This window comes from Paenibacillus sp. FSL F4-0097 (assembly GCF_038593125.1).
GTDB lineage: Bacteria > Bacillota > Bacilli > Paenibacillales > Paenibacillaceae > Paenibacillus_AQ > Paenibacillus_AQ odorifer.
The window spans coordinates 2631326-2656123 of the sequence record NZ_CP151965.1 but is presented as its reverse complement, the minus strand read 5'-3'; the positions used below and the strand labels follow the sequence as shown (position 1 = coordinate 2656123).

At 43.1% G+C, this 24798-nt stretch carries 25 protein-coding genes; 6 read left to right on the top strand and 19 right to left on the bottom strand.

From position 1 onward, the window contains the following. Nucleotides 1-1512 (bottom strand): DUF4173 domain-containing protein, encoded by a 1512-nt coding sequence (locus MHH86_RS11785; protein WP_076317257.1) that lies wholly within the window; start codon nt 1510-1512, stop codon nt 1-3. A gap of 112 nt (nt 1513-1624) precedes the next feature. Between MHH86_RS11785 and MHH86_RS11780 the strand changes: the two genes are divergently transcribed. Continuing rightward, nucleotides 1625-3319, top strand: coding sequence for an ABC transporter substrate-binding protein (locus MHH86_RS11780; RefSeq protein ID WP_036683466.1), 1695 nt, complete (start codon nt 1625-1627; stop codon nt 3317-3319). Between the two features lie 71 nt (nt 3320-3390). Here MHH86_RS11780 and MHH86_RS11775 read toward each other — a convergent pair whose 3' ends face one another. From MHH86_RS11775 to MHH86_RS11750, 6 genes are all read right to left on the bottom strand, one after another. Beyond that, the gene (locus tag MHH86_RS11775) at nt 3391-5370 is read right to left on the bottom strand and encodes a CotH kinase family protein (protein ID WP_076317258.1); all 1980 of its coding nucleotides are present in this window, start codon (nt 5368-5370) and stop codon (nt 3391-3393) included. Between the two features lie 88 nt (nt 5371-5458). Next, complete coding sequence (locus tag MHH86_RS11770; protein ID WP_076317259.1) at nt 5459-5950, bottom strand: DinB family protein; 492 nt, start codon at nt 5948-5950, stop codon at nt 5459-5461. A 31-nt stretch (nt 5951-5981) separates the two neighbouring features. Then, nucleotides 5982-6425: a GNAT family N-acetyltransferase gene (locus tag MHH86_RS11765; RefSeq protein WP_076142366.1), complete on the bottom strand. Its 444-nt coding sequence runs from the start codon at nt 6423-6425 to the stop codon at nt 5982-5984. Between the two features lie 373 nt (nt 6426-6798). Then, entirely contained in the window at nt 6799-7332 is a 534-nt protein-coding gene (locus MHH86_RS11760; protein WP_076142367.1) for an AAA family ATPase, read from the bottom strand. Between the two features lie 116 nt (nt 7333-7448). Continuing rightward, nucleotides 7449-8867, bottom strand: a complete 1419-nt coding sequence (locus tag MHH86_RS11755) for an NAD-dependent malic enzyme (RefSeq protein WP_076317260.1) — start codon at nt 8865-8867, stop codon at nt 7449-7451. Nucleotides 8868-9188: 321 nt separating this feature from the next. Beyond that, on the bottom strand, nt 9189-9764 hold the full coding sequence (locus MHH86_RS11750; RefSeq protein ID WP_036683450.1) for a hypothetical protein: 576 nt from the start codon (nt 9762-9764) through the stop codon (nt 9189-9191). A gap of 139 nt (nt 9765-9903) precedes the next feature. Between MHH86_RS11750 and MHH86_RS11745 the strand changes: the two genes are divergently transcribed. After that, entirely contained in the window at nt 9904-10899 is a 996-nt protein-coding gene (locus MHH86_RS11745) for an acryloyl-CoA reductase (RefSeq protein ID WP_076142368.1), read from the top strand. A 51-nt stretch (nt 10900-10950) separates the two neighbouring features. On the opposite strand, the gene MHH86_RS11740 is transcribed toward MHH86_RS11745, so the two are convergent. Continuing rightward, nucleotides 10951-11787: a cupin domain-containing protein gene (locus MHH86_RS11740; protein ID WP_143766186.1), complete on the bottom strand. Its 837-nt coding sequence runs from the start codon at nt 11785-11787 to the stop codon at nt 10951-10953. Between the two features lie 171 nt (nt 11788-11958). Between MHH86_RS11740 and MHH86_RS11735 the strand changes: the two genes are divergently transcribed. Next, nucleotides 11959-12816, top strand: a complete 858-nt coding sequence (locus MHH86_RS11735) for an alpha/beta hydrolase (RefSeq protein ID WP_036683444.1) — start codon at nt 11959-11961, stop codon at nt 12814-12816. Between the two features lie 644 nt (nt 12817-13460). Here MHH86_RS11735 and MHH86_RS11730 read toward each other — a convergent pair. After that, the gene (locus tag MHH86_RS11730; protein ID WP_139331043.1) at nt 13461-13961 is read right to left on the bottom strand and encodes a hypothetical protein; all 501 of its coding nucleotides are present in this window, start codon (nt 13959-13961) and stop codon (nt 13461-13463) included. A 207-nt stretch (nt 13962-14168) separates the two neighbouring features. On the opposite strand from MHH86_RS11730, the gene MHH86_RS11725 reads away from it, so the two are divergent. Then, nucleotides 14169-14438: an excalibur calcium-binding domain-containing protein gene (locus tag MHH86_RS11725; RefSeq protein ID WP_036689812.1), complete on the top strand. Its 270-nt coding sequence runs from the start codon at nt 14169-14171 to the stop codon at nt 14436-14438. A 2-nt stretch (nt 14439-14440) separates the two neighbouring features. Here MHH86_RS11725 and fetB read toward each other — a convergent pair whose 3' ends face one another. The 6 genes from fetB to MHH86_RS11695 all read right to left on the bottom strand — a co-directional run bounded on the left by fetB (nt 14441) and on the right by MHH86_RS11695 (nt 19826). Continuing rightward, entirely contained in the window at nt 14441-15202 is a 762-nt protein-coding gene (gene fetB / locus MHH86_RS11720; protein ID WP_036689811.1) for an iron export ABC transporter permease subunit FetB, read from the bottom strand. Beyond that, nucleotides 15199-15948, bottom strand: coding sequence for an ATP-binding cassette domain-containing protein (locus tag MHH86_RS11715; RefSeq protein WP_179087092.1), 750 nt, complete (start codon nt 15946-15948; stop codon nt 15199-15201). The genes fetB and MHH86_RS11715 overlap by 4 nt, the downstream gene beginning before the upstream one ends. A 122-nt stretch (nt 15949-16070) precedes the next feature. After that, nucleotides 16071-17696 carry a glycoside hydrolase family 9 protein gene (locus MHH86_RS11710; protein ID WP_076317004.1) on the bottom strand — a complete coding sequence of 542 codons (1626 nt, stop codon included), beginning with the start codon at nt 17694-17696 and terminating at the stop codon, nt 16071-16073. 156 nt (nt 17697-17852) lie between these two features. Then, nucleotides 17853-18602 (bottom strand): GTP pyrophosphokinase family protein, encoded by a 750-nt coding sequence (locus MHH86_RS11705; RefSeq protein ID WP_036689808.1) that lies wholly within the window; start codon nt 18600-18602, stop codon nt 17853-17855. 68 nt (nt 18603-18670) lie between these two features. Beyond that, nucleotides 18671-19231, bottom strand: a complete 561-nt coding sequence (locus tag MHH86_RS11700; RefSeq protein ID WP_036689806.1) for a GNAT family protein — start codon at nt 19229-19231, stop codon at nt 18671-18673. Nucleotides 19232-19247: 16 nt separating this feature from the next. Then, nucleotides 19248-19826, bottom strand: a complete 579-nt coding sequence (locus MHH86_RS11695) for a TIGR00730 family Rossman fold protein (protein ID WP_036689805.1) — start codon at nt 19824-19826, stop codon at nt 19248-19250. A 97-nt stretch (nt 19827-19923) separates the two neighbouring features. Here MHH86_RS11695 and MHH86_RS11690 point away from each other — a divergent pair, with 97 nt between their 5' ends. Beyond that, on the top strand, nt 19924-20241 hold the full coding sequence (locus MHH86_RS11690) for a MazG-like family protein (protein WP_036689803.1): 318 nt from the start codon (nt 19924-19926) through the stop codon (nt 20239-20241). A gap of 83 nt (nt 20242-20324) precedes the next feature. On the opposite strand, the gene MHH86_RS11685 is transcribed toward MHH86_RS11690, so the two are convergent. The 3 genes from MHH86_RS11685 to lepB form a co-directional block, all read right to left on the bottom strand. Beyond that, complete coding sequence (locus MHH86_RS11685; protein ID WP_036689801.1) at nt 20325-21185, bottom strand: alpha/beta hydrolase; 861 nt, start codon at nt 21183-21185, stop codon at nt 20325-20327. A gap of 264 nt (nt 21186-21449) precedes the next feature. Continuing rightward, a complete protein-coding gene (locus MHH86_RS11680) occupies nt 21450-22487 on the bottom strand; it encodes an HD domain-containing phosphohydrolase (RefSeq protein WP_036689800.1) in 1038 nt (345 codons plus the stop codon). Nucleotides 22488-22671: 184 nt separating this feature from the next. Continuing rightward, on the bottom strand, nt 22672-23169 hold the full coding sequence (gene lepB, locus MHH86_RS11675) for a signal peptidase I (RefSeq protein ID WP_036689798.1): 498 nt from the start codon (nt 23167-23169) through the stop codon (nt 22672-22674). Nucleotides 23170-23324: 155 nt separating this feature from the next. On the opposite strand from lepB, the gene MHH86_RS11670 reads away from it, so the two are divergent. After that, a complete protein-coding gene (locus tag MHH86_RS11670) occupies nt 23325-24302 on the top strand; it encodes an alpha/beta hydrolase (protein ID WP_076100751.1) in 978 nt (325 codons plus the stop codon). A gap of 84 nt (nt 24303-24386) precedes the next feature. Here MHH86_RS11670 and MHH86_RS11665 read toward each other — a convergent pair whose 3' ends face one another. Then, nucleotides 24387-24788 carry a DUF4265 domain-containing protein gene (locus MHH86_RS11665; protein WP_036689795.1) on the bottom strand — a complete coding sequence of 134 codons (402 nt, stop codon included), beginning with the start codon at nt 24786-24788 and terminating at the stop codon, nt 24387-24389. Nucleotides 24789-24798 lie beyond the last annotated feature (10 nt).

The following is a 24798-nucleotide window of genomic DNA, read 5'->3' as shown; positions in this document are numbered from 1 at the left end:
TTACTGTGCAAAATATTCAGCCAGCTCACGCTGCGCCAGATATTGCGGGAAATTGAACGACTGCCAGGCCCGCTCACGCTTATTGAGTTCTCTCCATTCATTCTTTAAAAAATCATCCAGCATCCCATCTTCCTGTTCACTAAACCTTATCAGAGAAGGGATGACCTCCGGAGATAAACGGACCAAATAATTGGCGTCCAATTTACCACTTGCCGCATAACGATCCATATTTTTATTAGCGATAATAACATCCATCCCGATATAGTTCATGACGACGTAGGAGATCAAGCCCAGCACAATATAACATTTCGCCAATGGCACACGCTGAACAGCTATCCGTAAGGCTGCAACCACCAACAATAAGCCCATAAATATCATAAATGCATGCACTAAAAACCGAGTCGTGGTATAGCCGTACACCTCTTCATATAGAGTCAGACGGGTATAGGCGGAATATAGCATCACTGTCGAGCAACCAACCAGAATGTAGAGCAGGACATTAATAAATTTTTGCAGCCCTCCACTTCTTTTTCCTTCCGATACCAAAGCCAGCAGCAAAATCACGAAATTAATCGCAGCCACCATAATCAGCTCAAAAAATCCACTACGTGCGTAATCAGCATATGAGCTGCCCTCTGGTAAAATCCCTTCCCATGCTCCAAACAAGTAAGAAAACTGTACGAAAACAAACAATACATATACCGTGTTAATGGCTATAAGAATCGTCGTCATAATTATCGGATCCATTTTAAAGCTTACAGGCGCCAGCACTGGACCATATTCCTTAGGCTGCATATTCCAGTCATAGATTTTCGAATCCACATACCCCCACACTAAGCCGAACAAGCCCATGCCCAGCAGGATAATCCACAGCACCCGCACAAAACCTTCCCCAAATGAAATCCGATCCAGCACATTCGGCAGCTCCAGCAGTACATGATGAAACACTCCGTCCGCTGAGGACAGCAAAGTAACCACAACCAGCAATATTGGAAAAGAGATCGCAAGTCCTATCAGCACTTTCCCCATGACCTGCTTACGCTCGTCCTTCATTTTACTGCCGCCAGTCCTTTTAATGATCGTAAACACAGTGCTCCAATGGCGGAAATTCTGTGGAAGCACATGCTCCAGCGTGTTCCCCACTAATCCAAGCCGGCTCCAAGCCGGCCGTTTATCACTAAGCAAATAAGTCATATGTAATAAAATCAACACCGGGATCACCAGCAGGTTCAGCCCAAAGAAGAAAAAATTATGAAAGAATAAATAGGTTAATGAAAGTAGAAAAATCGCTCCAAACCAGAAGTAACAGAATTTGTTGAGCTTGCGGATTTTAGCCTTGGCATAATAAAGCATGAACGCATAGAACAGACACACAAAGATTGGATACGATAGGCCCGCCAGCTTTCCATAAAATAAATACTGATGAACTATTGCCAGTAAGAACGCAGCAAGCAAAGCAGCAAGCGATCGATTAAGCCTAAGTCCCGTTCCCGTTTCCATTTCCTCGGTCATGGTAATTACCCCCATTTTCTTACTTTCTCATCCTTATTTTACGTGATAAAATAAGAAAAAAAAGAGAAAGAATTTATTTATAATTTCCTATTTTCCGAAAGGAACCAAAACAATGAAGCTGCATAGCCAATTTTTAAAGCTGCAATCTCATTTTGGGGGAGCCACAGAAATCTCAGTGACGATGGATGAGTTGGCATTGATTTTCGGCTGTACACACCGCAATGCCATGCATATTGTGAATAAAATGATGTTGCAGGAATGGATCAAATGGACGCCTAAGCGTGGGCGAGGAAGCCGCTCTTTGCTGCAATTTCTTGTTCCCTCCGAAGAAATTGCCCTTCAATCCATGATGCAGGCGATTAGCCGCAAAGATGTCCACCACGCTATAGAAGGCATCAAAACCCATGCCAGCTCCACCTCACTGCAGGATACACTACAGGGTTGGCTGCTGACCTATTTTGGGCATCATTCTGAAATTCGTAGTGACAAACAAATTGATACTCTCCGCCTGCCCATTACCCAGCAGCTACATACCTTCGATCCGTTATATATGAATTTGCTGGCAGAGTCATTTGTTTCCAGCCATGTTTTCGACGGGTTAGTGAAAAGAAGCGGTGAACGGGACAAAATTGTTCCCTGTCTGGCTCACGCCTGGGAAGTCGATGAGAGCCGGACGCTCTGGACTTTTTTTCTGCGCAAAGAGGTGTTATTCCATCATGGAAAAGTGCTTACAGCCAAGGATGTAGTCTATTCCCTGGGACGGTTGATGCGAACCTCTAAACGGACACTCTATAGCTATATTTTCAAAGAAATCCAGCGGGTCACCGCATTAAATCCATCTACCGTTCAAATTACGCTTAAGCAGCCTAATGAACTATTTCTGCCATTTTTGTGCACGAGCAGAGCCGCAATTGTACCGCGTGATTTAGAAGGAATAGATGAGCAGAGCTTTGGCCGTAGACCCGTGGGGACTGGCCCCTTTAAGGTTGTGGACATGACCGAGGACACTTGTGTGCTGGAGGTTTTTCCTTATTATTTTCAAGGACGGGCTCATTTAGATCGGGTTGAAATCCTTTATGTCCCGTGGGATACCGAAACGTCATCCTCTGATACGGGTTCTGCTTTTCACGTGATTCAAAACCCCTCATCCGCCAGTTCTTCGACCTGGAGCCGAATTCATTCGGAGTCTTCCATTCGGAAATTCGTCACCTGCAATACGCAAAAAAAGGGACCGCTAAGCGATCCCCTGCTTCGGGCAAAAATAGTCTCCTGTTTAAAAGACGATTCAGCGTCCATCGAGCAAGAAGCGATAAAAGATCAAGAAATCACGTTGCAAATCTCTACGATTCCACAATATGCTGGCGATGCTGATTTTATTGCCACTAGACTAGAGCAACAAGGTTATAAATGCAATGTCATTTCCGTGTCTCCAGAGGAATTTAAAGGTCCGATTCGGCTGGAATCTGACCTGATTGTTTTCTCACTATTCCGTGATGAGGATGAACAACTTCGTTTATTTGATCTATACCTTACGCTCTCCCAGCATATTGAACCGTATACCCGGGCGGATATAGAAGGCTGGCTGTATACCATCGCGCGCGAACCTAATCCGGTGGCCCGAGCGGAAAGTTTCAGTATCATCGAGAACCGTCTGATTAAAGAACACCACCTACATATTTTGTATGAAAAGCCCACTCAGACAGCTTATCTCCCCTCTGTCCGCGGGGTTAGCTTCAATAGCCAGGGTTGGGTCGATCTTCGTCATGTCTGGTTTCCGCCACTGCTCTCTAGCAGCAGCACGAGTTGATCTGCTTGAATTAAAAAATGCGGAAATCCAGAGCTTGCCCCGGATTTCCGCATACGCGATAAAGCTAATTATTAAGCTGCTGTTTTAGTCGTAGCTGTAACTGTAGAAGTCCCCGCATCCCACTTCACATCCATATTCAATCCCTCGGAAATAAATCTAACCGGAACTAATGTCCGATTTCCGATAATTTGCGGAGGAACGTCGAGTGTGAGCGCTTTTCCATTGATGTAAGCAGTCTTGCTGCCAATGGCCATTACGATCGTTGTATTGTCTTTTACTGCAGTGATTTTCTTAGTCGTTTGATCCATGGTTACTGTAGCACCCAGAGCATTAAAGATTGCATTCACTGGCACAAGCACCCGGCCATCCTTATTCACAGGAAGCTGATCTACAAAGCTGACCGCTGTTCCGTTTAAAAGTACGGATATTCCGTTAGTGCCCGTCGTGTTCGGATTAGTTGTTGATGGTGTTGTAGTTACAGAGGGTAGAGGTGTGACGTTAAGTCCTAGCTGGCCTTGCAGATTAGCAAGTCTGTTCAGCGCAAAGGTCATAATCGAACCTGCAGCCATTGTGCCCATACCTTGTCCCCCGCCTCCAGCGTTACCTGTTGGAGGTGTAGGATTACCATCAGTCGCAGTCCCTGTATTATCAGGACGTGCTGGCGGTGTCGTTCCATCCGGAGGTGTCATGCCCTCCATCCCTTCAGGAGGTGTCATGCCTTCCATCCCAGCTGGTGGAGTCATTCCTCCACTACCACCCATCTCACCTGTTGCTGAATAAGTAACATTACTTTCAAATTGTTCCATGGTATAAAATTTGGTTGGGTCTGCTTGAACGTAAGGTTTAATTAAGGTAGCCAATTCAGTAATTCTGCTCTGAATTCCTTCCAAATAATCAACCAGCTCAGATACATATTTCAGGTATTTAGTCTTATATTCAGGCACTTCCAACAGATTAGCAATCATTGGGACCTGATCTAAACTTATCCCAAGTGTAGGATTATCAATCGATGCAGTTACTGCGTTGCTATTGGCTGCAATGGTTGTTGCCGATGTAGAAGTTGTGCCCGCAGCAGCTGTTGTACCTGCTCTGCCGCCTCCGCCACCAGAATACCCGTTAAAGGACATGTTCATATCCCATGGAAGTACACTAAATTTACCGGATGCATCCCCGTACAACATATAATTATGACCTTTATCCCCGTTATAGCTGTCATAGTTACCCAATACAGCATTAACGGCGATATACTTCAGGGCCGAATCCACATCTAGCACACTTTCAATAGAACCCTTCTCACCGGCAGGCATCTCATTCAGTACCTTGATGAAGTTCTTTAACGAAGCTTTATCATCTTCTTTACCTGTATCATAAGTTATCGTTTCGTAGTCACTGTCTTCTTTGTACTGCAGATAACTTTTTTCTTCTGTATCATACAGAACACCTTCGTCATAAGTTTCTCCATAGGTACGTTCTAGATAGCTGTCATCTATCGCTTCCACACCTACATAAAACCCATATAATTCTCCGTTGATATACAGGTTGGTGAACACAGTCAAAGGTGCATCCACACCAACAGAACGGAGCGCTTCGTAATGTAAATATTCACGAATATACGAAGGGTCCGAAAAATTGTTGTTCAGTACCATTTTATCAAGACCAAGTAACGTTTGCTTCTTATCATATTTATCAAATTTCAGCCGGAAGCTGTATCTGTCCGAGTCTGTCATACTGGCTACCGATTTTAACGTCAGATTCCCTTTAGTAGAAAATCCAACATTTTCAACAACATTCCCGTCAACTTCAACCTTAACTTTTTTGTATTCTTTTTCGAGGGGACTTGCTAATATACTTTTCCAATCCGCATCATCAATCGTTACTTTAACATCAATGATTCTGTCACCCGCGAACAGGGATTCATACGCTTTCGTTACACCTGCATCCGCCGCACTAACTACGGGCGTGTTTCCAGCAACTCCAAACGCTGTTGAGACGATAGCAAGACTTAGTGTAACTGCCATGAACTTTCTCAGCAAATTTTTCTTCTTCACCATGTGTAATCCTCCTTGAAGTACAGATTTATGTTTTCGCAGTTCAAGGAGATTGTAAAATATGAATCTGAATATACGCTGAATAGCTTGTCTAAGCTTTGCCAGGCAGGCTGTTTATCAGCCCTTTGCCAATCAGATTAGCTGAAACCGGCGGTTTTCCGATCTCTCTGGCCCAGACCGATAATTGCCCGACATGATGAATCTCATGAGCAATCACATGGCGCATTACCTCACCCCAGGCATCGGTCACGATCCTGCCATCCGGAAGGTGATCCTCAAAAATCCTCTGCTCCAGCCCCTCATGCCAAGCCGTTACAAAGGGTTCCACCTCTGTGTGGAATTTTGCATCCAATTCTCGTACTTGCTGCAAAGTCTTGTACTGCTCAAAATCCTCTTGGAAATCCGGTTTTCCTTGCAATACTTGAATCCAGCTCCACTCCACATCCACAATGTGAAAAAGCGTCTTGAGTATACTGCCTACACCACCTATACGTATTGCAAGCAGCTCCTCCTCAGAAATATTTGCACACCACTCATACCATTGTTCGCGGACCATCCAGTTATATTGAAAAAATGTCTGCAAATAAAAACCTCCTAGAAAGTTGTTGTACTTTTTAATGGGAACTTAAATGTTTTCGGTATCCTTCTACCTTTTCATCTCTATAACCTAACGATTCATAGAACACATGCGCTTCCTTCCGCTGCTCACCGGAGACTAAAATAATATAATAGCAGTCTCTTTCCCGGGCCGCTTGTTCAATGGCGTTCATAAGTTTTTTGCCGACGCCTTGACGACGTGCCCGCGCTGAAACGACCACATTCTCAATCACCATAAACGGTTTGCAGTCCCCCACTAAGTCCTGACACACGATGCCCATCAAAGACCCTAGTAACTCCCCCTCTACAAAAGCACCCAATAGAATGTACCGGTTATCCGCCTTAACCACTTTAAACACTTCTTCAAGCTTATTAAAGTCAGACGGTTTATTCATCAGCTCTTGATATAAATTCCCCAGTTCAGGAAGAGATTCCATTTCTATTTCTTTAATATCAACCATGATTGTTCATCCTGCTTTCTTTTAAATTAACAGCCCTGCTCATACACATACAGTCCACCATTCCGTGGATGAGATATACGCTTTCAATTATAACCTCTTTGGACCAACTGCTGTGCCAACATCTTCATAAAAGAAGAATGCCCATAATACCAAGCCATCCGCCCCAGCACTAGCCACATAAAATGGATGCAGCTTAATCTTCTTCATAGCCCCATTATTTACGAACTATCAACTCGAATTCATCCATCTGTCCATCCCACTCTACGCACCAATCCCAGAATGTACGGACTTTAACTCACCTTTGACTCCCTCAACATTATTGCTGAATTCTTCTGTAGCCTGTTGAATATATTCCGCCGACCAAAAGTTCCTCCTATGCCATTTGTAAATATCTGAGCACGATCTCAACACGCTCTCCAACCGATAAATCTTCCTCTATTCGTAAAATAGGACATTCCAGTGCGGACATCCATTCCTCATGCAGCACTTTGCTCCTGACTTCAACTCCAGCAACATCATATAATGCCGCCCACTCCATAAAGGTCTGATACGCTTCGTATTTACTTCCTCCAGGCAAAATATGATCACCATATCTCTCGTACTCTCTGGCTCTTAATCTATCTAAACGAATTTCCGGTGGAAGTCCTAGAAAAATAACCAAATCGAATAATGGTCGAAGGCCATCTCCCCAGCCACATACCGCACCACTTAGAATCCAAGGCTCCATATGGGTCAAATCGTTTGTAAGTTTCGCTAATCGCGCATTGACCTCACGTTGCTTAGTGAATTTATGCTCCCAAAAATAGTCGTCACTGTCCAACTGGACATGTGGCAACACTTTAGCTAATTCGTAACCTAATGTACTCGTTCCTACGCCTGAGGCTCCCATAATATGAATTCTTCTCATACATTCCCTCACCTTTAAGTGGATTTAAAGTTGCAATTAAGGCAATTTCCCTCCAAATATAAAAACAAATAGACTGCTCTCTAATGAAGCAAAGCAGTCCATTTATCATATAGCTCTTATTCAGTTATAGCTGCTACGTCTTTAGGAATCCGGCGTGCTGCATCCGTGGATATAGCCGCTTGGATTACTGCCAGGCGCACCTGTTCAACTACTTTTTCGTTAAAAATACTTGGGATGATATATTGCTCATTGAGTTCATCCGGATGAACGACCGATGCAATGGCTTTTGCCGCAGCCAGCTTCATTTCCAGATTCACAGTTCTAGCCCGGCAATCAAGTGCGCCACGGAAAATACCCGGAAAACATAACACATTGTTGATCTGGTTCGGATAATCACTTCTGCCTGTCGCTAGAACGCGAACAAAAGGTTCTGCCAAATCCGGTTCAATCTCCGGTGTAGGATTAGCCATCGCAAAAACGATGTTATCACTGGCCATGCTTTTAAGATGCTCCACGGTCAGAATCCCCCCACGGGACACCCCAATAAAGACATCTGCCCCTTGTATAACCTCCGTTATTCCACCCTCAATTCCCTCAGGATTGGTTGCGGCAGCAAGCTTCTGCCATTCCGGATTATCATACTGGAGATCTTTTCTGAGAACGCCTTCACGATCAACCGCATAAATATAACGCGCGCCCGCTGCCAGCAGCAGATTACATATGGACACCCCAGCCGCCCCTATACCCACAACAACAATCCGCGCATTTTCAATAGATTTATTAACAACTTTAAGCGCATTCAAAAGTCCTGCAAAAGCCACCACGGATGTTCCATGCTGATCATCATGAAATACCGGAATGTCCAGCTCTTCCGCAAGCCGGCGTTCGATTTCAAAGCAGCGTGGTGAACTTATATCCTCTAAGTTTATCCCTCCAAAGCCAGGAGAAACTGCTTTTACGATATTGATAATTTCATCCGGATCTTTGGTATTTAAGCACAGCGGAAAAGCATCAATGTTCGCCAATTGCTTAAACAGCATCGCCTTACCTTCCATGACAGGCATCGCTGCTTCCGGACCGATATCCCCTAGTCCAAGTACAGCAGTGCCGTCCGAAACGACTGCAACTGTATTTCTTTTCATCGTCAGAGAATAAGCTTTTCTGGGATCTTCGGCAATCGCCGTACACACTCGGGCTACCCCCGGCGTATACACTAAGGATAAATCCTCCCGATTTTTAATCGGCATTTTAGGTGTGATTTCGATTTTTCCGCCAAGATGAGCCAGAAACGTCCGATCCGACACGTTGATTATTTTAATTCCCGGCATCTTCGATAATATTGAGATAATTTCTCCATTAGCTGCGTCTTGCACATTCACTGTTATATCTCGGGTAGTGACATCCTTCCCTGCACGTATCACGTCAATAGCAACAATATCTCCGCCAGCTGCGGCAATTCCTGAAGCAACATCGCCAAAAGATGCAACCGATTTCCGAATTTCGAGCCTGATAATCATTGTAGTCGCAATCGACATGAATTAGCCTCTCTTTCTTCAATCCTATTATTTAAAAAATACTATACTTTCCCATTTAAACATATCTTCCGCCTATTAACTAGATCAACGAAAAATTTTTCTTCATACAGTATTCCCATCCGCACCCGGTCCAAATACATCAGGTATGGCAGCTACGGACACAGAGCCATTTTTCCCGTGAAAATAAATTTCATCATAATCTTAAGTGTATGTAAGCATAAACAAACAGTAAGCTCTTCTACTCTTCATTACCTTCTCTGCATGCTGTAGAGCATCCCGCCGATTCTTTTCTCCGCTGGCACTTTCAGTTGCTCTCCCTCACTAAGGTCTGTACTGCTCTTCTAGCAAAACAGCCTTACCTTCTACAAATGTCAGATGGAATAATCTGTCCACAAGCTCTTCGCTAATAAAATTCGTATAGTCAACTTGCTGAGGTCTCGCCCCATTTAGTTCAGCTATAGTTACATCAGTCTCAAGCTTAAGTCGTTCGATTTCATCGCTTGCATTTCGGATATAGAATCCATTAGGCAATGATTCGGGTTCTTGTATACCATCTTCTTTAGCCGCAATTTCTGCCGCCTCTCCACCGAACCATTCCACCTCATCCAGATCCAGATAAACCGAGTTCCCTTCTGTGATTACTCCCTTTATAAAAGCTAATTTTTTCTCCACTTGAGGTAAGTTATAAATAATTTTTTTCAGTTCCTCCACGCTTTCACCCTGCACTCCACTCTCAGAGTTAGATTGGATTGAAATCTCGCCTATAGTTTGAACAAGCTCCTTGGTAGTTTGGTTAGTCTCTTTTGGTGGCTTGTTATAAAAAGAATATCCATTAAAGCCAAGTGAGACTAATGTGATACCCGCTAAGACTGTACCCATTAAATTTTTCCATTTCATAAGCTTCACCCTCTATCACAAGATTTAACGGAACCTTAATAAACAATTGCGCTATATCATAGACAATCACAAGTTGACCGGGCAGAATAAATATTATATACATGTCTTACCTATAACGTAGTTGAAGGAGCTCACACTTATGACAGAATCATTTCAAGCGTTAGTTGTCGACAAAACAGAATCTTCCTTCTCCGTAGCTGTTAAACCGGTTACCCTAGAGGATCTGCCAGCTGGAGAGGTTGTAATTAAGGTTGCTTACTCCAGTGTAAACTATAAAGACGGTTTAGCCAGTATTCCAAACGGTAAAATTCTAAGAACATATCCCTTTATTCCAGGGATAGATTTATCCGGTGTTGTGGTATCTTCCACAGATGAGCGGTTTCATAAAGGGCAGCAAGTCATTGCGACAGGATATGGTGTTGGCGTATCACACTTTGGCGGCTTTAGCAAATACGCTCGGATTCCAGCAGGTTGGATCACTCCCCTTCCCGAAGGCCTGACGCTTAAAGAAGCTATGATCTACGGTACTGCAGGACTGACAGCTGCCTTGTCCATACTAGCCCTGGAAGATCATGACGTTTCCCCGGACAAAGGCAAAGTACTTGTAACAGGCGCTACCGGCGGTGTAGGTGGATCTGCTATTGCCATGCTTGGCGCAAAAGGGTATAGCGTAGTGGCAAGCACAGGTAACGCCAAAGCTACCGATTACCTTAGAGGTATAGGAGCCGAAGACGTGATCTCACGTGAAGAGGTCATTGGCGGCGCCAGCAAACCCTTGGACAAACAATTATGGCAAGGCGCAGTAGATTCGGTGGGTGGTGACACCCTTGCCGCAGTTTTGAGTAAAATCACCTACAGAGGTTCTGTAGCTGCAAGTGGCTTAACCGGAGGCACTTCAGTTCCAACTACAGTACTTCCGTTTATTCTTCGGGGTGTTAACCTTCTCGGCATAGATTCCGTTGAATGTCCTGCAGACCTTCGCCAGAAGGCTTGGAAACGGATGGCGAGCGATCTGAAGCCAAGTCAGCTGGAGAACCTCGTGGATCGTGAAGTCACGTTAAACGAGCTACCGCAAGCATTGGAAGATATTCTACAAGGAAACCTTAGAGGAAGAGTACTTGTCCGTTTATCCTAGGTTTAACAACGAAACCTCCCGGAATCTAGAGTTCCGGGAGGTTTTTTTAGTTTACTCTTGGTTATTTGGATACTGGTAATGCGGCTGCTGCTGTACATAGGGTTGTTGGCGATAATGCTGATCATAACCCTGCGTATAGTACCCTTGCATCGGGTATGGCTGATAATTAAAGGCTTGTGTAGCTGGAGGCATTTGTGAAGATATCGGGATGGGTTGTGCCTGCATATGAGCGTATGGATTCATATTTGGCTGCATATTAGGATGCATATTTGGTTTAACATTGGCTTGCATATTTGGGGCCATGTTAGGGGCCATATTAGGAGCCATATTGCTGCTGCCCATTACTTTATCTTCTTCGCAGCAGTCAGCAGGAGGGCCGATGAAGGTTCCCAGCTTGATTGGAGCAAGAGCTTCTTTTACCTTAGCTTCATTTAAGCAGTAAGTATGGGCTAATACATTTGCTGGGGTTTTGCTAAGAATATCCGAACCTAAAATGACCTCAGGAATAGGTGCGTCAAAAATCGCGAGCAGATGTGTATTATCCACAGTAGCTACCTCATAATGCCACCAGCCTTGCGGCACGTTTGCCACTTGACCCGGACAAATCGGAAAATGCAGAAGTTCATTTGTGAACGGATTGATTAAAGACACTACCGCTGAACCGCAGATACAATACACAAGCTCTGCAGCATTTTGATGATAATGAGGTTCCACAACATTTGATTTGCTAAGAAAAATATCCAGCAGCGATATGTTCTCAAGCGTGTTCAATTGTTTAATCGACAGCAAGTTAATGAAGTTGTTGGCATCTTTTTTAAAAAGTGTATTGGTGTTCACATCAAAAGTAAACTCTGTATTGGGGGACGTATAGTCCATGTATGAAGTCACTTTTTTTCCTGCCTTTCTGTTGCTATAAATTTTTGCTTTCCCTAAACACAAGATATGCGTTTGCCTATGCCTAGGTGCGGAGATTCACTACTCCTGATAAAAATTCATCTTTCTTTTCTAAACGGGGCATCCTCTAAGTATTACACTCTCACCCCACATAGGAGGCATAGTATGAAATCCATTCACACAAAAATATTGTTAGCGTTATGTATCACTCTCTTTACAATTATGGGTTTCCAGCCTATGAATCTCAGCTCCACGGTTGAGGCCGCCAATAACAAAACATCATCGAAACAGGCGCCTCTTACATTTGTTCTAGTTCATGGGTCTTGGGCTACTGCTGGTTTTTGGGATCAAACGGCCGCCGCACTTCGCAGCTTAGGACACACCGTCTATACTCCGGAATATGCCGGTCATGGCGGGGACAAAAACAATAATGTAACGCATGCGCAAATTACACAGTCTGTTGTCGACTTTATCAAGCAAAAAGACTTAAAGGATATCATTCTGCTCGGACATAGCTTTGGTGGATCGGTGATCCAAACCGTCTCTCAGCAAGTACCGGATCGGATCAAACGTCTGGTATTCTTCGATGCCTTCGTACCGCTGGATGGGCAAAGTGTGGCGGACCAATTTCCAGCTGATTCGCTGAAGTACTTTGAACAGCTGAGAGATAATTCCGGCAATAATACCATAACGCTCCCTTTCCCTCTTTTCCGGGATACATTCGTCAACACCGCCAGTCTTGCGGAAGCGCAAGCTTTTTATAAACAAGCTCCTCCTGAGCCAGCAAGTCCACTTTTCGAAAAGCTTGATCTCAAGAAATTTTACAGTCTCCAGATCCCCAAAAGTTATCTTTATCTAACGGAGGACACCGCGATACCGCAAGGTCCATACGGATTCCATCCTACACAATCCAGTCATTTAGGCGTCTTCCGCTTCATCGAGGGCAAAGGAGATCACATGACCACCGTTCGAACCGAACCCAAAATGCTGGCGGAATTGATGGTGAAGGCGGGAAGAGATTAGTCGCCTAACAGCTGGATAGTCTAGTAGCTGTTGTGGCTTGAGCTGGGGTTCGCGAGCTGGGCTGGTGACGTGAGCTGGGCTGGTGGCTCGAGCTGCGCTTTGTGATGTGAGCTGAGCTATGCGATGTGAGTTGCGCTGTGTAATGCGAGCTGGGCTATGCGACGTCAGTTGCGCTGTATGATATGAGCTGGGCTGGTGACGTATGCTATACTCTATAATGCAAGCTGGGCTTTGTGATGCTGAGTTGGCCTTCCACTCTGAGCTGAACATTGCGACTCCAAATCCACTAGAGCTTGGCGGGGATCGGACCGGGGAGCCCTTATTTTCATAATTTCGGCGATTTAGCCATGCTATCGGACTCAGATGCAGCTATTCACCCAAAAGTACTCCTATAATGCGTGATTTCAGGGGAATAAGAGCCATACAGTCCGAAACTCTCGCCAGAACGATCATAATGCCAAAATAGCTGCAATACGGTCCGTAACGATGTCTGACGCGAGGTCTCTTAATTAATCACCAACGTAGGCTGATGATTTGTGGAGAAACAGACCACGTGGACTGATCGATGTGCTTTCGAATCAAAAAAAGAGCAAGCGTATGGGAACCCCCTACTACGCTTGCTCTTTTTCCTATCCATAACCAACCTACTTCCTAGGCAATCCGCCACGCGGCAGCTCGGGGTCCGATGTCACTCCGGTAATCACCCAGCTATTCTTCTCTTGCACAAGTGAGATTGTCAAAAGTATAGAAGGTGCTGGTCCACTTGAAGTCGCAGTATCCAGACGCATTTCAATGACCTCTGAATTCTTGTTAATTATCGTTTCTTTAGTGACCTCGTAGTTCGTGATCCAAGGGCTGGAGACACCCGTCACCCAGTTTAGTTCAACAAACCGCGGATACATAATCTTTTTGAAATCTTTGGAGAAGATCGAATATTGAATCGAGGCATTCCGATGTTGTAATCCGAACCCGTATAGCTCTGATGCTTGAATTGCAGAAGGTAATATAATGCGCCTAGACTCCGGAGCTGGCTTGGGCATAGCCGATAGCAGTTCTCCATTAACGTGAGTCATAGTAACGGGGGCTGATGCACCCATAGCCATTCCCGGCAGAAGCAACAATCCCGCAATTAAGGCAGTCGCCATTTTCATTTTGCTAATTAGAATCACCTCATTCGTAGCCTGTTCACTACATGTGAATTGAATCTAATTATTCCCCCACTTCACTTATAAATATGTACACGGTTTCCAAATCCACCAATAATGTATACCTCAATGAATTAAACTGGTAATATAAAATACAACGATACTACACAATCATTAATTCCATTAGATTTTTATAGGAGTGTTCCCATGAAAAAAATCTTAAACATCTGTCTAGTAGCAGGCCTGCTACTCACTCTATCCGTCGCTACCTTGAATACAGCTAGCGCAGAATCCAAGGCCAAAACCTACAAAAACTGCACGGAGCTAAACAAAGATTACAAAGGTGGAGTAGCCATTTCCAGCTCAACCAAGAACAAAGGCGGCAAAACGAAATACAAACCCTACGTATCGAAAGAACTCTATACTGCCAATAAAAAAAGCGACCGTGACAAAGACGGAATTGCTTGTGAGAAATAGGCTTAGCCTTGCTCCACTATTTGCTTGAGCCTTAGATCCGGCGTGAAAAAGAGTCTGTAGCTCAGTACACTGAGCAGCATACTCGTTACGGCAGCAGAGGCAGTGAACGAGAACACAATTAATATCTGATAACGAACAGCTACTACAGGATCAGCACCCGCGATGATCATTCCGGTCATCATTCCAGGGAGTTGAACAAGCCCAACCGTCTTCATACCGTCGATGGTAGGAATCATGCTGAATTTTACAGATCTTTTTCTAACTTCCTGGATCGCCTGTGGGACCGTTGCGCCAAGAGACAACAACGTTTCAATCTCCCCTTTGCTCTGCTGAATTTCATGCTTGATATGGTTAATGAACAACCCTGAAACCACCATAGCACTGCCAATGGTCATGCCGCTAATCGGAATGATATATTGTGGCGTAGCCTCAATGATATGTAAGCTGAGCAGAATGCCCATCATGAGCAGTTCCATAGTAGCAATCGCCAGTCCAATTCTCCAGACTAATCCGCGCAAGCCTTTGCCTCTTTTGGCTGCATTCCATGCGGCTACACTGATCATAAAGAGTATTATCACAATTACATAAATGACCTGCTCCGATTTAAAAATAAATTGCAGCACATACCCCACCGCAAGCAATTGAATGGCCGACCGCACTGTGCCTACAATGATATCTTTTTCCAGTCCGAGCTTTTGCCACACGGAGACCAACATTGTCCCTAATACAAACAGAAGCGTGAAACTTAGTGCTGTATAACTCATAACAACGACGCTCCTTCCGAAGGCCGAACGAACCTTTTAGCCAATTCTTCCGCAGATTCAGCAAAAAAAGACTCGCTCACATGCTGTTCCAACCTGCCTTTTCCCATAAACCATGTAGTTGTGCTTATTCTGCTCGCCTGCTTAAGATCATGAGTGACCCAAATCATCGAAGTGCCTTCTTCCTTATGCCAATCCTCTAGTAGCTTCTCAACCATTTGAGTGCTGTTGACATCGAGCGAAGCGGTGATTTCATCGAGCAATAATACCGTAGGTCGGAGCAGCAAGGATCGAATTAAAGAAATCCGCTGCTTTTCACCACCCGAACAATCTGCCGCTTTTTTGCTTAAATCCAAATGCTCCAGCCCCAATTGCCCAATTAGTCGCTGCACTAGTTTAAGATCATAAGGTTTGTCATGCAGTCTGCTGACAGTTCTTAGATTATCCTCCACACTGCCAGACAGCATGACCGCTTGTTGTGCTACAAATCCTATTTTCATCCTCCATAATCTCGCATTCATAATTTTATATGAAGTCCCCTTTACCAACATATCTCCCTCATCCGGAGCATCCAAGAGAGCCAGGATTCTAAGGAGTGTACTTTTCCCTTGGCCAGAGGCACCAATCAATGCGATGCGGTCCGATTCAGCTATGTCTGCGGAGATCTCCGAGAAAAGATATTTTGAAGTTTGGTCGTTACTTTTCCAGTTAAGTTTTGCAAGTCTCTGAATCTCAAAAATACTACTCAATCCCCTACCTCCTAATACCATCCGCTAAAATAGCATACCGTCTAGTATTATAGCATTTCAACTATAAAAAAGAGAAAGACATCCAGATCCAGGACGCCTTTCCCTATTCGAACTATTGCTTTTTATTGATTAAACCGGGCCACAACAAACACCGCAGGTGAATTCCAATAGATCGTCACTTCATTCGTAGAATAGCTAAGCTCATGATCGACAAAGCACTGCGCAGCTGGTTTTCCCTGTAAATGCTCAACTACATATTCATCATGCAGCCCACGATCTGGCCCCCCTGACACCAATCCTGGCACCGGATCAGCCACTTGGTCACCTACAGAAGGGCGATGATGCGGATTCATCACGGCATGATCCCCAAATCCGGTAACATAGCTGATATCCAATACGTTACGCCCCATCAGATAATGTAGATGATCTATGGCACAGTCCGCAAAACCGGAGTCTCCACTAAAATATTCAGCCACCAGCAGCAGCATTGCATTGTTCATTACAAGCATATTGCTGCCCCAGATATAGTCCTCCTCTTTTAAAGAGATCCTATAGCCCTCCTCACGACTCTGTTCCACTAATCGTTGCGCCTCAGCAACAAGCCCTTCTTTTAACGAGACATATAAAGCACGTTCTGCTTGCTCCTCACCATTTAACAGATAAGCAATAGTGCCATAGCCCCCCATATCACCCCAGCCTAAACTGTATTTTGGAAAAGCCAGCTGCACTAGCTGGAGAACAGCTTGATGATACTCCTCTTTCCCTGTCGTACGATACAGCTCCGCCGCTGCCCAATACCGCTCGTCCTTATCGACTCCATCCCCGTATTCTCCAGTGCTAATCTCAGGCGGATTCGTAAAACCGGGTACATCTGGATGCTGAACAAGCCATTCCCATGCTGCCCCTGCAGCATCCAGACATTTCCGCGCATAAGCAGCATCAAAAGACTCGTACACTCTTGCAGCCATAGCCATAACCCCAGCAAAATCTCCAGTAGCAGTAGCAGATATTGGTGAGAAGTACAGATCCGCTGTATCGTCCTCAGGCATAACATCCAGTCCAGGAAAGCTTAGCGTAGTCAGTTTATGGTATACACCACCTGTTGCGGAGTCTTGCATTTTAAACAACCAATCGAGCTCCACCTTGCATTCCAGCAGCACATCTGGCGTAGATCCATCACTTTCAGGCAATGGGATAGCGCTTACAAAAGCCGAGGGATATAATTCATATGCAAGCAGCATATCCGCGATAGCTTTCGCTCCGGGACCGCTATATTTTCCATAATCACCTGCATCATGCCAGCCACCCGAACAGTCTAGTTGAAGATCCGGTTGCCCATATACAATCCCTTTTGCGGTATGACACGCCTTGTGCTTCCAATCTCCAGCATATTCTTCAGTCAATCCAACGCCACAGCGATAATAATAGAAAGCTTTCAGCAAGCCCTGTTGAAGCTCATGATAAGGCTGATCTGAGATTGTAAAGGATGCCGAAGCTACACCCTCGCCCTGCTCAATCCGATATCTTCCCTCAGCCTTGACCTCCGAGAAATCACCTGTGTGCAAAGTTACTCCACTGGCTTTATCAAATCTTCCAGCATCTGAACTACCTTTGAACACAATAGTCCCGCTATCAACATCAACTACCTGAAAATCATGCTCAGCACCTGTAAATACTGCGATTTTTTCTCCATCCAGCGGATATCCGATTTGATTCACAGTAATGGCGCGAAGTGTACGCTCGCTCATCTTCATTCTCCTTTTATGTAAAAATGATGAAGCTGAAGTAACCTTTCTCTTCTAGTTGAGAATACTCTATTCTAGTTATCTATGGCAATGATGTATACAAGAAAAAACCTAGAGTCACCCGAAACGAAACGGATAACTCTAGGCGGACAAAACAGCTTATTTATCGTCAAGCAGTTTAATAAAGTTAGCTGGAAGTGTGAACTGCTTATTATGAACCACTATACGGCGAAGCTCCTCCTCGAAAGAGCTAAGATCATCTTCATCATCGTCTTTAATTTCTTTTATATCTCGGTGCAGACGCTCCATTTGCAGATCAAGAGCATGGGCGGCATCCGCCGCATTTTTCAGCTCACGAGTCATGCTCTCAGGTACTGATTTATTATATTTATAAAAGATTTTATGTTCGAGGCTTGCCCAGAAATCCATAGCAATGGTACGAATTTGAACTTCTACACAGACAAGCTCCTGGCGATCGGACATAAAAACAGGGACTTGAATCAGCAAATGAAGACTCTGATATCCGTTAGGTTTAGGATTCTTAATATAATCCTTTACCTCAAGAACCGTTAGATCATCCTGCTTCTGAAGCATCTCACTAACATGATAGATATCAGAGATAAAAGAACAGGTGATCCGCAGACCAGCGATGTCTTTAATACAATTTTTCACTGAATTCAGCGATAATTCACCATTTTTGCGCAGCATTTTGTTCATGATACTCTCTGGTGACTTAATACGCGATTTGGTATGTTCAATTGGGCTGTAATCATGCAGAGACTGAAACTCCTGTTTTAGGATCTCAATCTTTGTTTCCATCTCATCCAATGCAAATTTATAAATCAACATGAAACGAGTGATATCGTGCTTAAGCTTCTTAAATTGTTCAATTTGATTCTCGGGGGTCATTATCTCATTTCTCCTCTTGTAGCGTTTCTCTATATTTATCATAGCCAATCCACTAGTGAAATTCAAATTCAGCGGTATTCACTTTTCAATTTAGAGAAGACAGCAAGATCCACATACCGACCTTTTTCGAACTCATGTTGCCTTAAGACCCCTTCTTTGTAGAAGCCGAGCTTATTCATCAATATAAGTGACGCCTCATTTTTCGGTTCCACTCTCGCTTCAATTTTATTTAGTTTCATGTTCAAAAAGCCAAACTGCATAACACGGTTCACTACCTCTGTCATAATCCCCTTTCCCCAAAAAGCAGGCATTAAGTCATACCCAATTTCCACACGATGATGATCTTGCTCATAATTCAGAAATCCGCAGGTTCCAATCACTTTTTGAGTCTCACGATCTTCAATCATCCACCGTAAACCGGATTGTTCCTTAAAAATTTTGTCATACCATTTCATTTCATCTATCGCATCCTCGACCGAAATGAAGGGTGTAAATGGCATATATTTCACAACGGCTTCTTGGGAATAAAGTTCAAATATATCATAGCGATCATTTTCTGTTGCTTTACGTAGTGTACATCGTTCAGTTTGTAACACAGGGAAATCAGTAAATGCAAATTCTGAATTCATGTAAGTTCTCCTTTTTCTAGTTGAGCTGTTTCCACTTTTGCTCTAGCGTTTGCGGAACATACTCCTTCAATAGAGTTAAGAGTTCCAACGGCTCGTTGGATACGTTTAGCAGACTGAGATGCGAAGAATTAGAGAAGCCTTCTTGGATACTGTTATGAATCAGATTCAGCAGAGGATCAAAATAATTCCTGATATTTAGAACCCCTACCGGCTTCTTGTGTATGCCAATTTGTGACCAGCACAAAACCTCAAAAAGCTCCTCATACGTTCCAAACCCTCCAGGTAAAGCAATGAAGCCATCTGCCAATTCTCCCATTTTTGCTTTACGGCCATGCATATCTTCTACTTCTATCAACTCCGTTAATTCTCTATGTACCATTTCCCCATTAAATAATCCTCTAGGCATTACCCCGATTACCTCGCCTCCACCATTCAAAACAGCATTAGCGACTTCACCCATTAATCCGATTTTTGAGCCACCGTAAATTAAACGATAATTATTCATAGCCATGTAGTTACCAAGTTCAACAGCTTTAGCTTTATAATCCTCATGTCCCCCTAAATTCGATCCTGCGAAAACACATATTGATTTCAAAATCCCATCTCCAAACTATATATTGATAATGTCCGCTATCTAATATACTATATGTTGGAGTATAAATCATGTGAAAGATTAAGGAGTGCTACATAATATGGAAATTAATGATGTGCAGAAATGGATTAATCATTTTTATGGAGAACGAGGCTGGACTACTTATGGTCCTTTTATAAGAGTGGGATTCTTAATGGAAGAGACAGGTGAAGTAGCACGAGCTGTACGCTCCTATGAAATCGGCAGAGATCGACCGGATGAATCGACTCGCACTCCAGAGCAACTGAAAAACGACTTGATTGAGGAAATCGGGGATGTTCTCGGAAATATCGCATTGTTAGCCGACTTATATGGCATCACTTTAGAAGAGGCTTTTACTGCACATAAAGACAAATTAGTGAAGCGGTTTAATTCCTAGGGACAAAGTAATCCTGAAAAAAATAGGACTACAATCGGCAACACCGAATTGTAGCCCTTCTTTAATTTACTCTTTAAGCCCTGTTAAGCTTTACCGCCTAATGTATGATTCGAAATCGCTTTGATTATTGTTTCCCAATCATCCGGGTGGACTTCGTGGCCCGTTCCTTCCAGGGGTAGAAGCGACGCATTAGGAATTTCCGCAGCAAGTGCCAAGCCATGCTCTATAGGAAGCACCGTGTCTTCTGTGCCGTGGATAACCAAGGTAGGAACCATGATATTTTTTGCCTTGCCCTCGTAGTCGTCATCCCCTGTAAGGAGAGAATGATTAAACATGCTAAGCAAGTTGTTGGCACGTTTTATTTCCATCCTTACTTGTTTATACGCTCTTTTCTCATCGAATTTATGTTTTGAACCACAGAGTATGCCGGAACCTGAAACCAAATAATGGGCTACCGCTTCCTCATTAGACCAATCCAGTGTTGCTCCATCTGCATGGAATGTGAGGATCCGCTCATCCATAGGAGGCAAGTTCCGATCATTATCATCAGATTCGAAAAAACTTGATGCGATCAAGGTTAAGGTTAGAACTTTTTGCGGATGACGTGTAGCAAGGACTTGTGCAATCATTCCGCCTAAGGACATCCCAACGATATTTGCCTGTTCAATATTATAGGCGTCTAGTAACCCAGCGGCATCATTAGCCATATCTATCACGGTATAATTGGAACTCCCAGGCTCATAAACAACGGAACGTCCGACATCCCGGTTATCATAACGAATAACGTAACGTCCGGTATCTGCTAATCGCTGACAGAACTCTTCATCCCAATAAACCATAGAACATGTGGCACCCATAATCAGCAATATCGCAGGATTGTTAGGATCTCCAAAACTTTCCGAGCATATATCAATTCCGTTTACTTTTACTATTTTTTCGCTCATTGTTCATTCCTCATTTCATTCGAATTTTATCAATGAATGCACAGTTAAATAAGACTCAATACATTTTCAAAAAAATGGATGATGTCATCATTAAATTGCACCTCAAATTAACGTAAACGAATGAATTTGATAATCACGATAAGCACTCTCCTATTCCATATTGAAGGGTTTTTAACCCAATTCCGATTATAACACAAAAAAGCTATCCCCTGATTTTACGGATCAAGGAGATAGCCTTACTATTTTTCGCCACAAAAATATTCGTTAAATAAATACTTCTTCAACAGTCAAATTACGCTCTTTAGATAAGTCTCTGAACGTAGTCTCATTTATTTTTACCAGAGGTTTGAAAATATCCAACGGATTATTCATAATAATCGTACCTTGCTCACCATTGCTAAGCTGAACGCTCTTACCCACAAAATTCGGCAATAAATGTCCGATCAGAGCTTGTACCGCATTTCCATTCAGCTTGCCAAATCCAAGTTCATGTACCTTGCGAAGAACGTTAATCAGGCCTTGTTTCGGTTGATTCGCTCTTCCTAAGGTCATGCCTACATAAGTATTTGCGACAGCAACAATCTGCGTATACGGGTGCAAGTCCTGTTTACGGAGATTGTTAGGATAACCTGTACCATCCTCGAATTCATGATGCTGAAGCGCCACTAGTGCGGTCTTTTCGTCATTCATCGATTTAAGGATAATGTCGTATCCATACGTAGTATGACGTTTTAGTTCTTCTGATTCTTCAGGAGTTAAGTTATCCGTCTTATTTAAGATATGTGGAGCAATCTGGCTTTTTCCGATATCGTGCAAATAACCGGCTCTACTAATCTCAAATCTTTCGGCTTTTGTATGACCTAACCAAGTCGCTATGTAAAAGGATAACAGTCCGACCTGCAATGAATGATTGTATGTACTGATATCATCACGTTCAAGCAGCAATAATAAAGAAACGACATCCTTTTGTTCATCCAATTTCTCCAGCAATGGCTGCAGCGTATTATCAACATCCGACTGCGTAAAGCTACCCTTGCTGAGTGCTTCCAGAAATATAGATTCATAGTTTTGGATGGCTTGATCAAAATTACCATCTATCCCTTGTGCCACATTCATTTCTTCATTATCCAGCGCCATCATGCGTGGTTCAATATCGACATAATCAATCTGATGCCTCATCAGGATGGTGATTTCTTCTCCGTAGACCACTGTCCCCTTCGGAAGCACGTGTAGGCCAACACTATTGAATGTATCTGCTATTAGACAATCGCCATGTTTGAGATCTGTGACATGAGCTTTCAAAATTCAGCACCCCTTACTATATGTAGGTATATTTTACCTTAAGGATAGCTAAATTCTTCCAAAGTAACAATATGGTTAAAGTCTCATTAAACCACTCGGTTAGTTCAAAAGACCCCCGCGACTTCAGCACCCCTAAATCTATTTTTAGAGATTAAGCCTTACATTTATCCGTCTTACACACTACCTAAAAGGGATTGCTAAATTCAGCGATCACTTTCCCAATCAGCTTATCCTTCGACACAAATGGAGTATCCCACAGATGAGCATCATAGCTTATATTCCGGTTATCTCCAAGAAAAAAATAATGATCGGCGGGTACCGTAACCGGTCCAAAAGTGTAATCCATCTGTTCATTGAGGTAAGGTTCGTTAACCTTCGCTCCGTTTCGGTAAAGTTCGCCATCTTTAATTTCCAAGGTATCTCCAGGCAGCCCCATTAGCCTTTTTACATATCTTTTATTCTCATCACCAGCTACAGGTGGCGTAAATACAACAATATCTCCATGCTCCAGTGTGGTCATCCATAACATTTTCTCAACAATTAAGCGATCATTGATTTGAATCGTTGGGATCATAGAGCCCGTTGGAACTCGCATGGCTTCAGCAACATAGGTTCTAACAAACAAAGAAATAACCACTGCGATCATAATACTCGGCAACCATTGCTTCATAAATTTCAACATTATTGCTCACCTCCCATTCATTTTAATGAGTCAAACTTTTTCAGCTGGTTCATATTCAGTTCATATTGTCGTCATGTATAGTTCATCTTCATCGGGTAAGCTTCCTTTAGCGACTCGTTAAGGTAGCTAGAATAAAGCGATTAGAACAGGAGAAGATGCGAGTGAAACCAGAAGAAGAGGTTATTAAAAAAAGGATGAATAAACCGCTGAAAATTATACTTATTTCCTTAGGGGCTTTAGCTACTGCAATAGTACTTTTTCTAGTGACTGTTTTTGTCGCTAATATTTTCCTTAATAAATCGGACCAAGCTAAAATAAAACCCTATGGTCAGTCTGTAAGCGTCGACGGTAAAAATATGAATGTTTTGATTCAAGGAAATGGCGAAGAGACGGTCGTACTCTTACCTGGTTATGGAACGGTGGCACCGGGACTTGATTTTAAACTGCTGATAGATGAACTATCTCCATTTTACAAAGTTGTCGCGATTGAGCCTTTCGGTTATGGATTAAGTGATAGAACTGAAAAAGAACGAACCACGGAAAATATTGTAAGTGAAATTCATGAAGCTGTAAAGCAGCTTAATATTGACCGTTATATTCTAATGGCACACTCTATTTCCGGTATGTACAGTTTGAATTATGTGAACAAATATCCAAACGAAGTGAGTGTATTTGTCGGGATTGATAACAGTATTGCAACAGAAGACAGAACAAATGTTAAAATACCAACAGGAAAATTAAAACTACTTAGAAAATCAGGCTTGGGCAGATTGTTATTTAAAACAAGTGGAAACCCCTATGTTGGATTGCCGTTTGATGATGAAACTAAAGAACAATTGAGATTATTTACACTTAGAAACACTTATAATTACACTCACTTAAATGAAGTGGAACATATGTCTTCTAATTATAAAGGGGCTCTAAATTCAACTTTTCCAAAGGATCTTCCCCTTTTGCTCTTTGTACAAGGGGATGATACTCTCTTAAAAGATTGGATATCATTGCATGAAGAGCAAGTCAAAAATGCTAAACAAGGAAAATTGGTAAAACTTGATGCAGGACATTATCTGCACCATACCAAATCAAAAGAAATCACTGAAAATTTCAAGACATTTATGGAAGAAATAAAATAAAAAGCGTTTCTTCTATTCTCCATGCTGCAGTCATCGTGTGCAAGTTTCCTTGCATTTCATGACGCAGCATTTTTTTCTTAGTATTCAAATCTCGAACCGCTCAATAATTCGATTCATTTCCCCATCAACATCAATCGAAGTATTCTTAGGAATATGAATGACGAACAAACCGCCAAAGATCAACTCACATTTGCCTTCATTCTCTATAATTCTATGTTTAAAATCTGCAATGGCCGTAGAATCAACAGCCTCTTTACTAAGCAGCCAAGCGTATCTTTTGAAAGGAGATTTCTGGACGGTCTCTTGATAATAATAGACTCCATTTTCTTCCTTCACCTGTATAATATCTCCCATTGTAACAGCCGGATTAAAAATCGGTGTCTCTTCAATTCGAAATTTATCTTTGCCAAATGGAGTAACATCGAGGATTTCTATTTCACGGCCATCTGCGTTGAAGCAGATATGGATTCCGGACGATTCTAGCATCGGCACACCT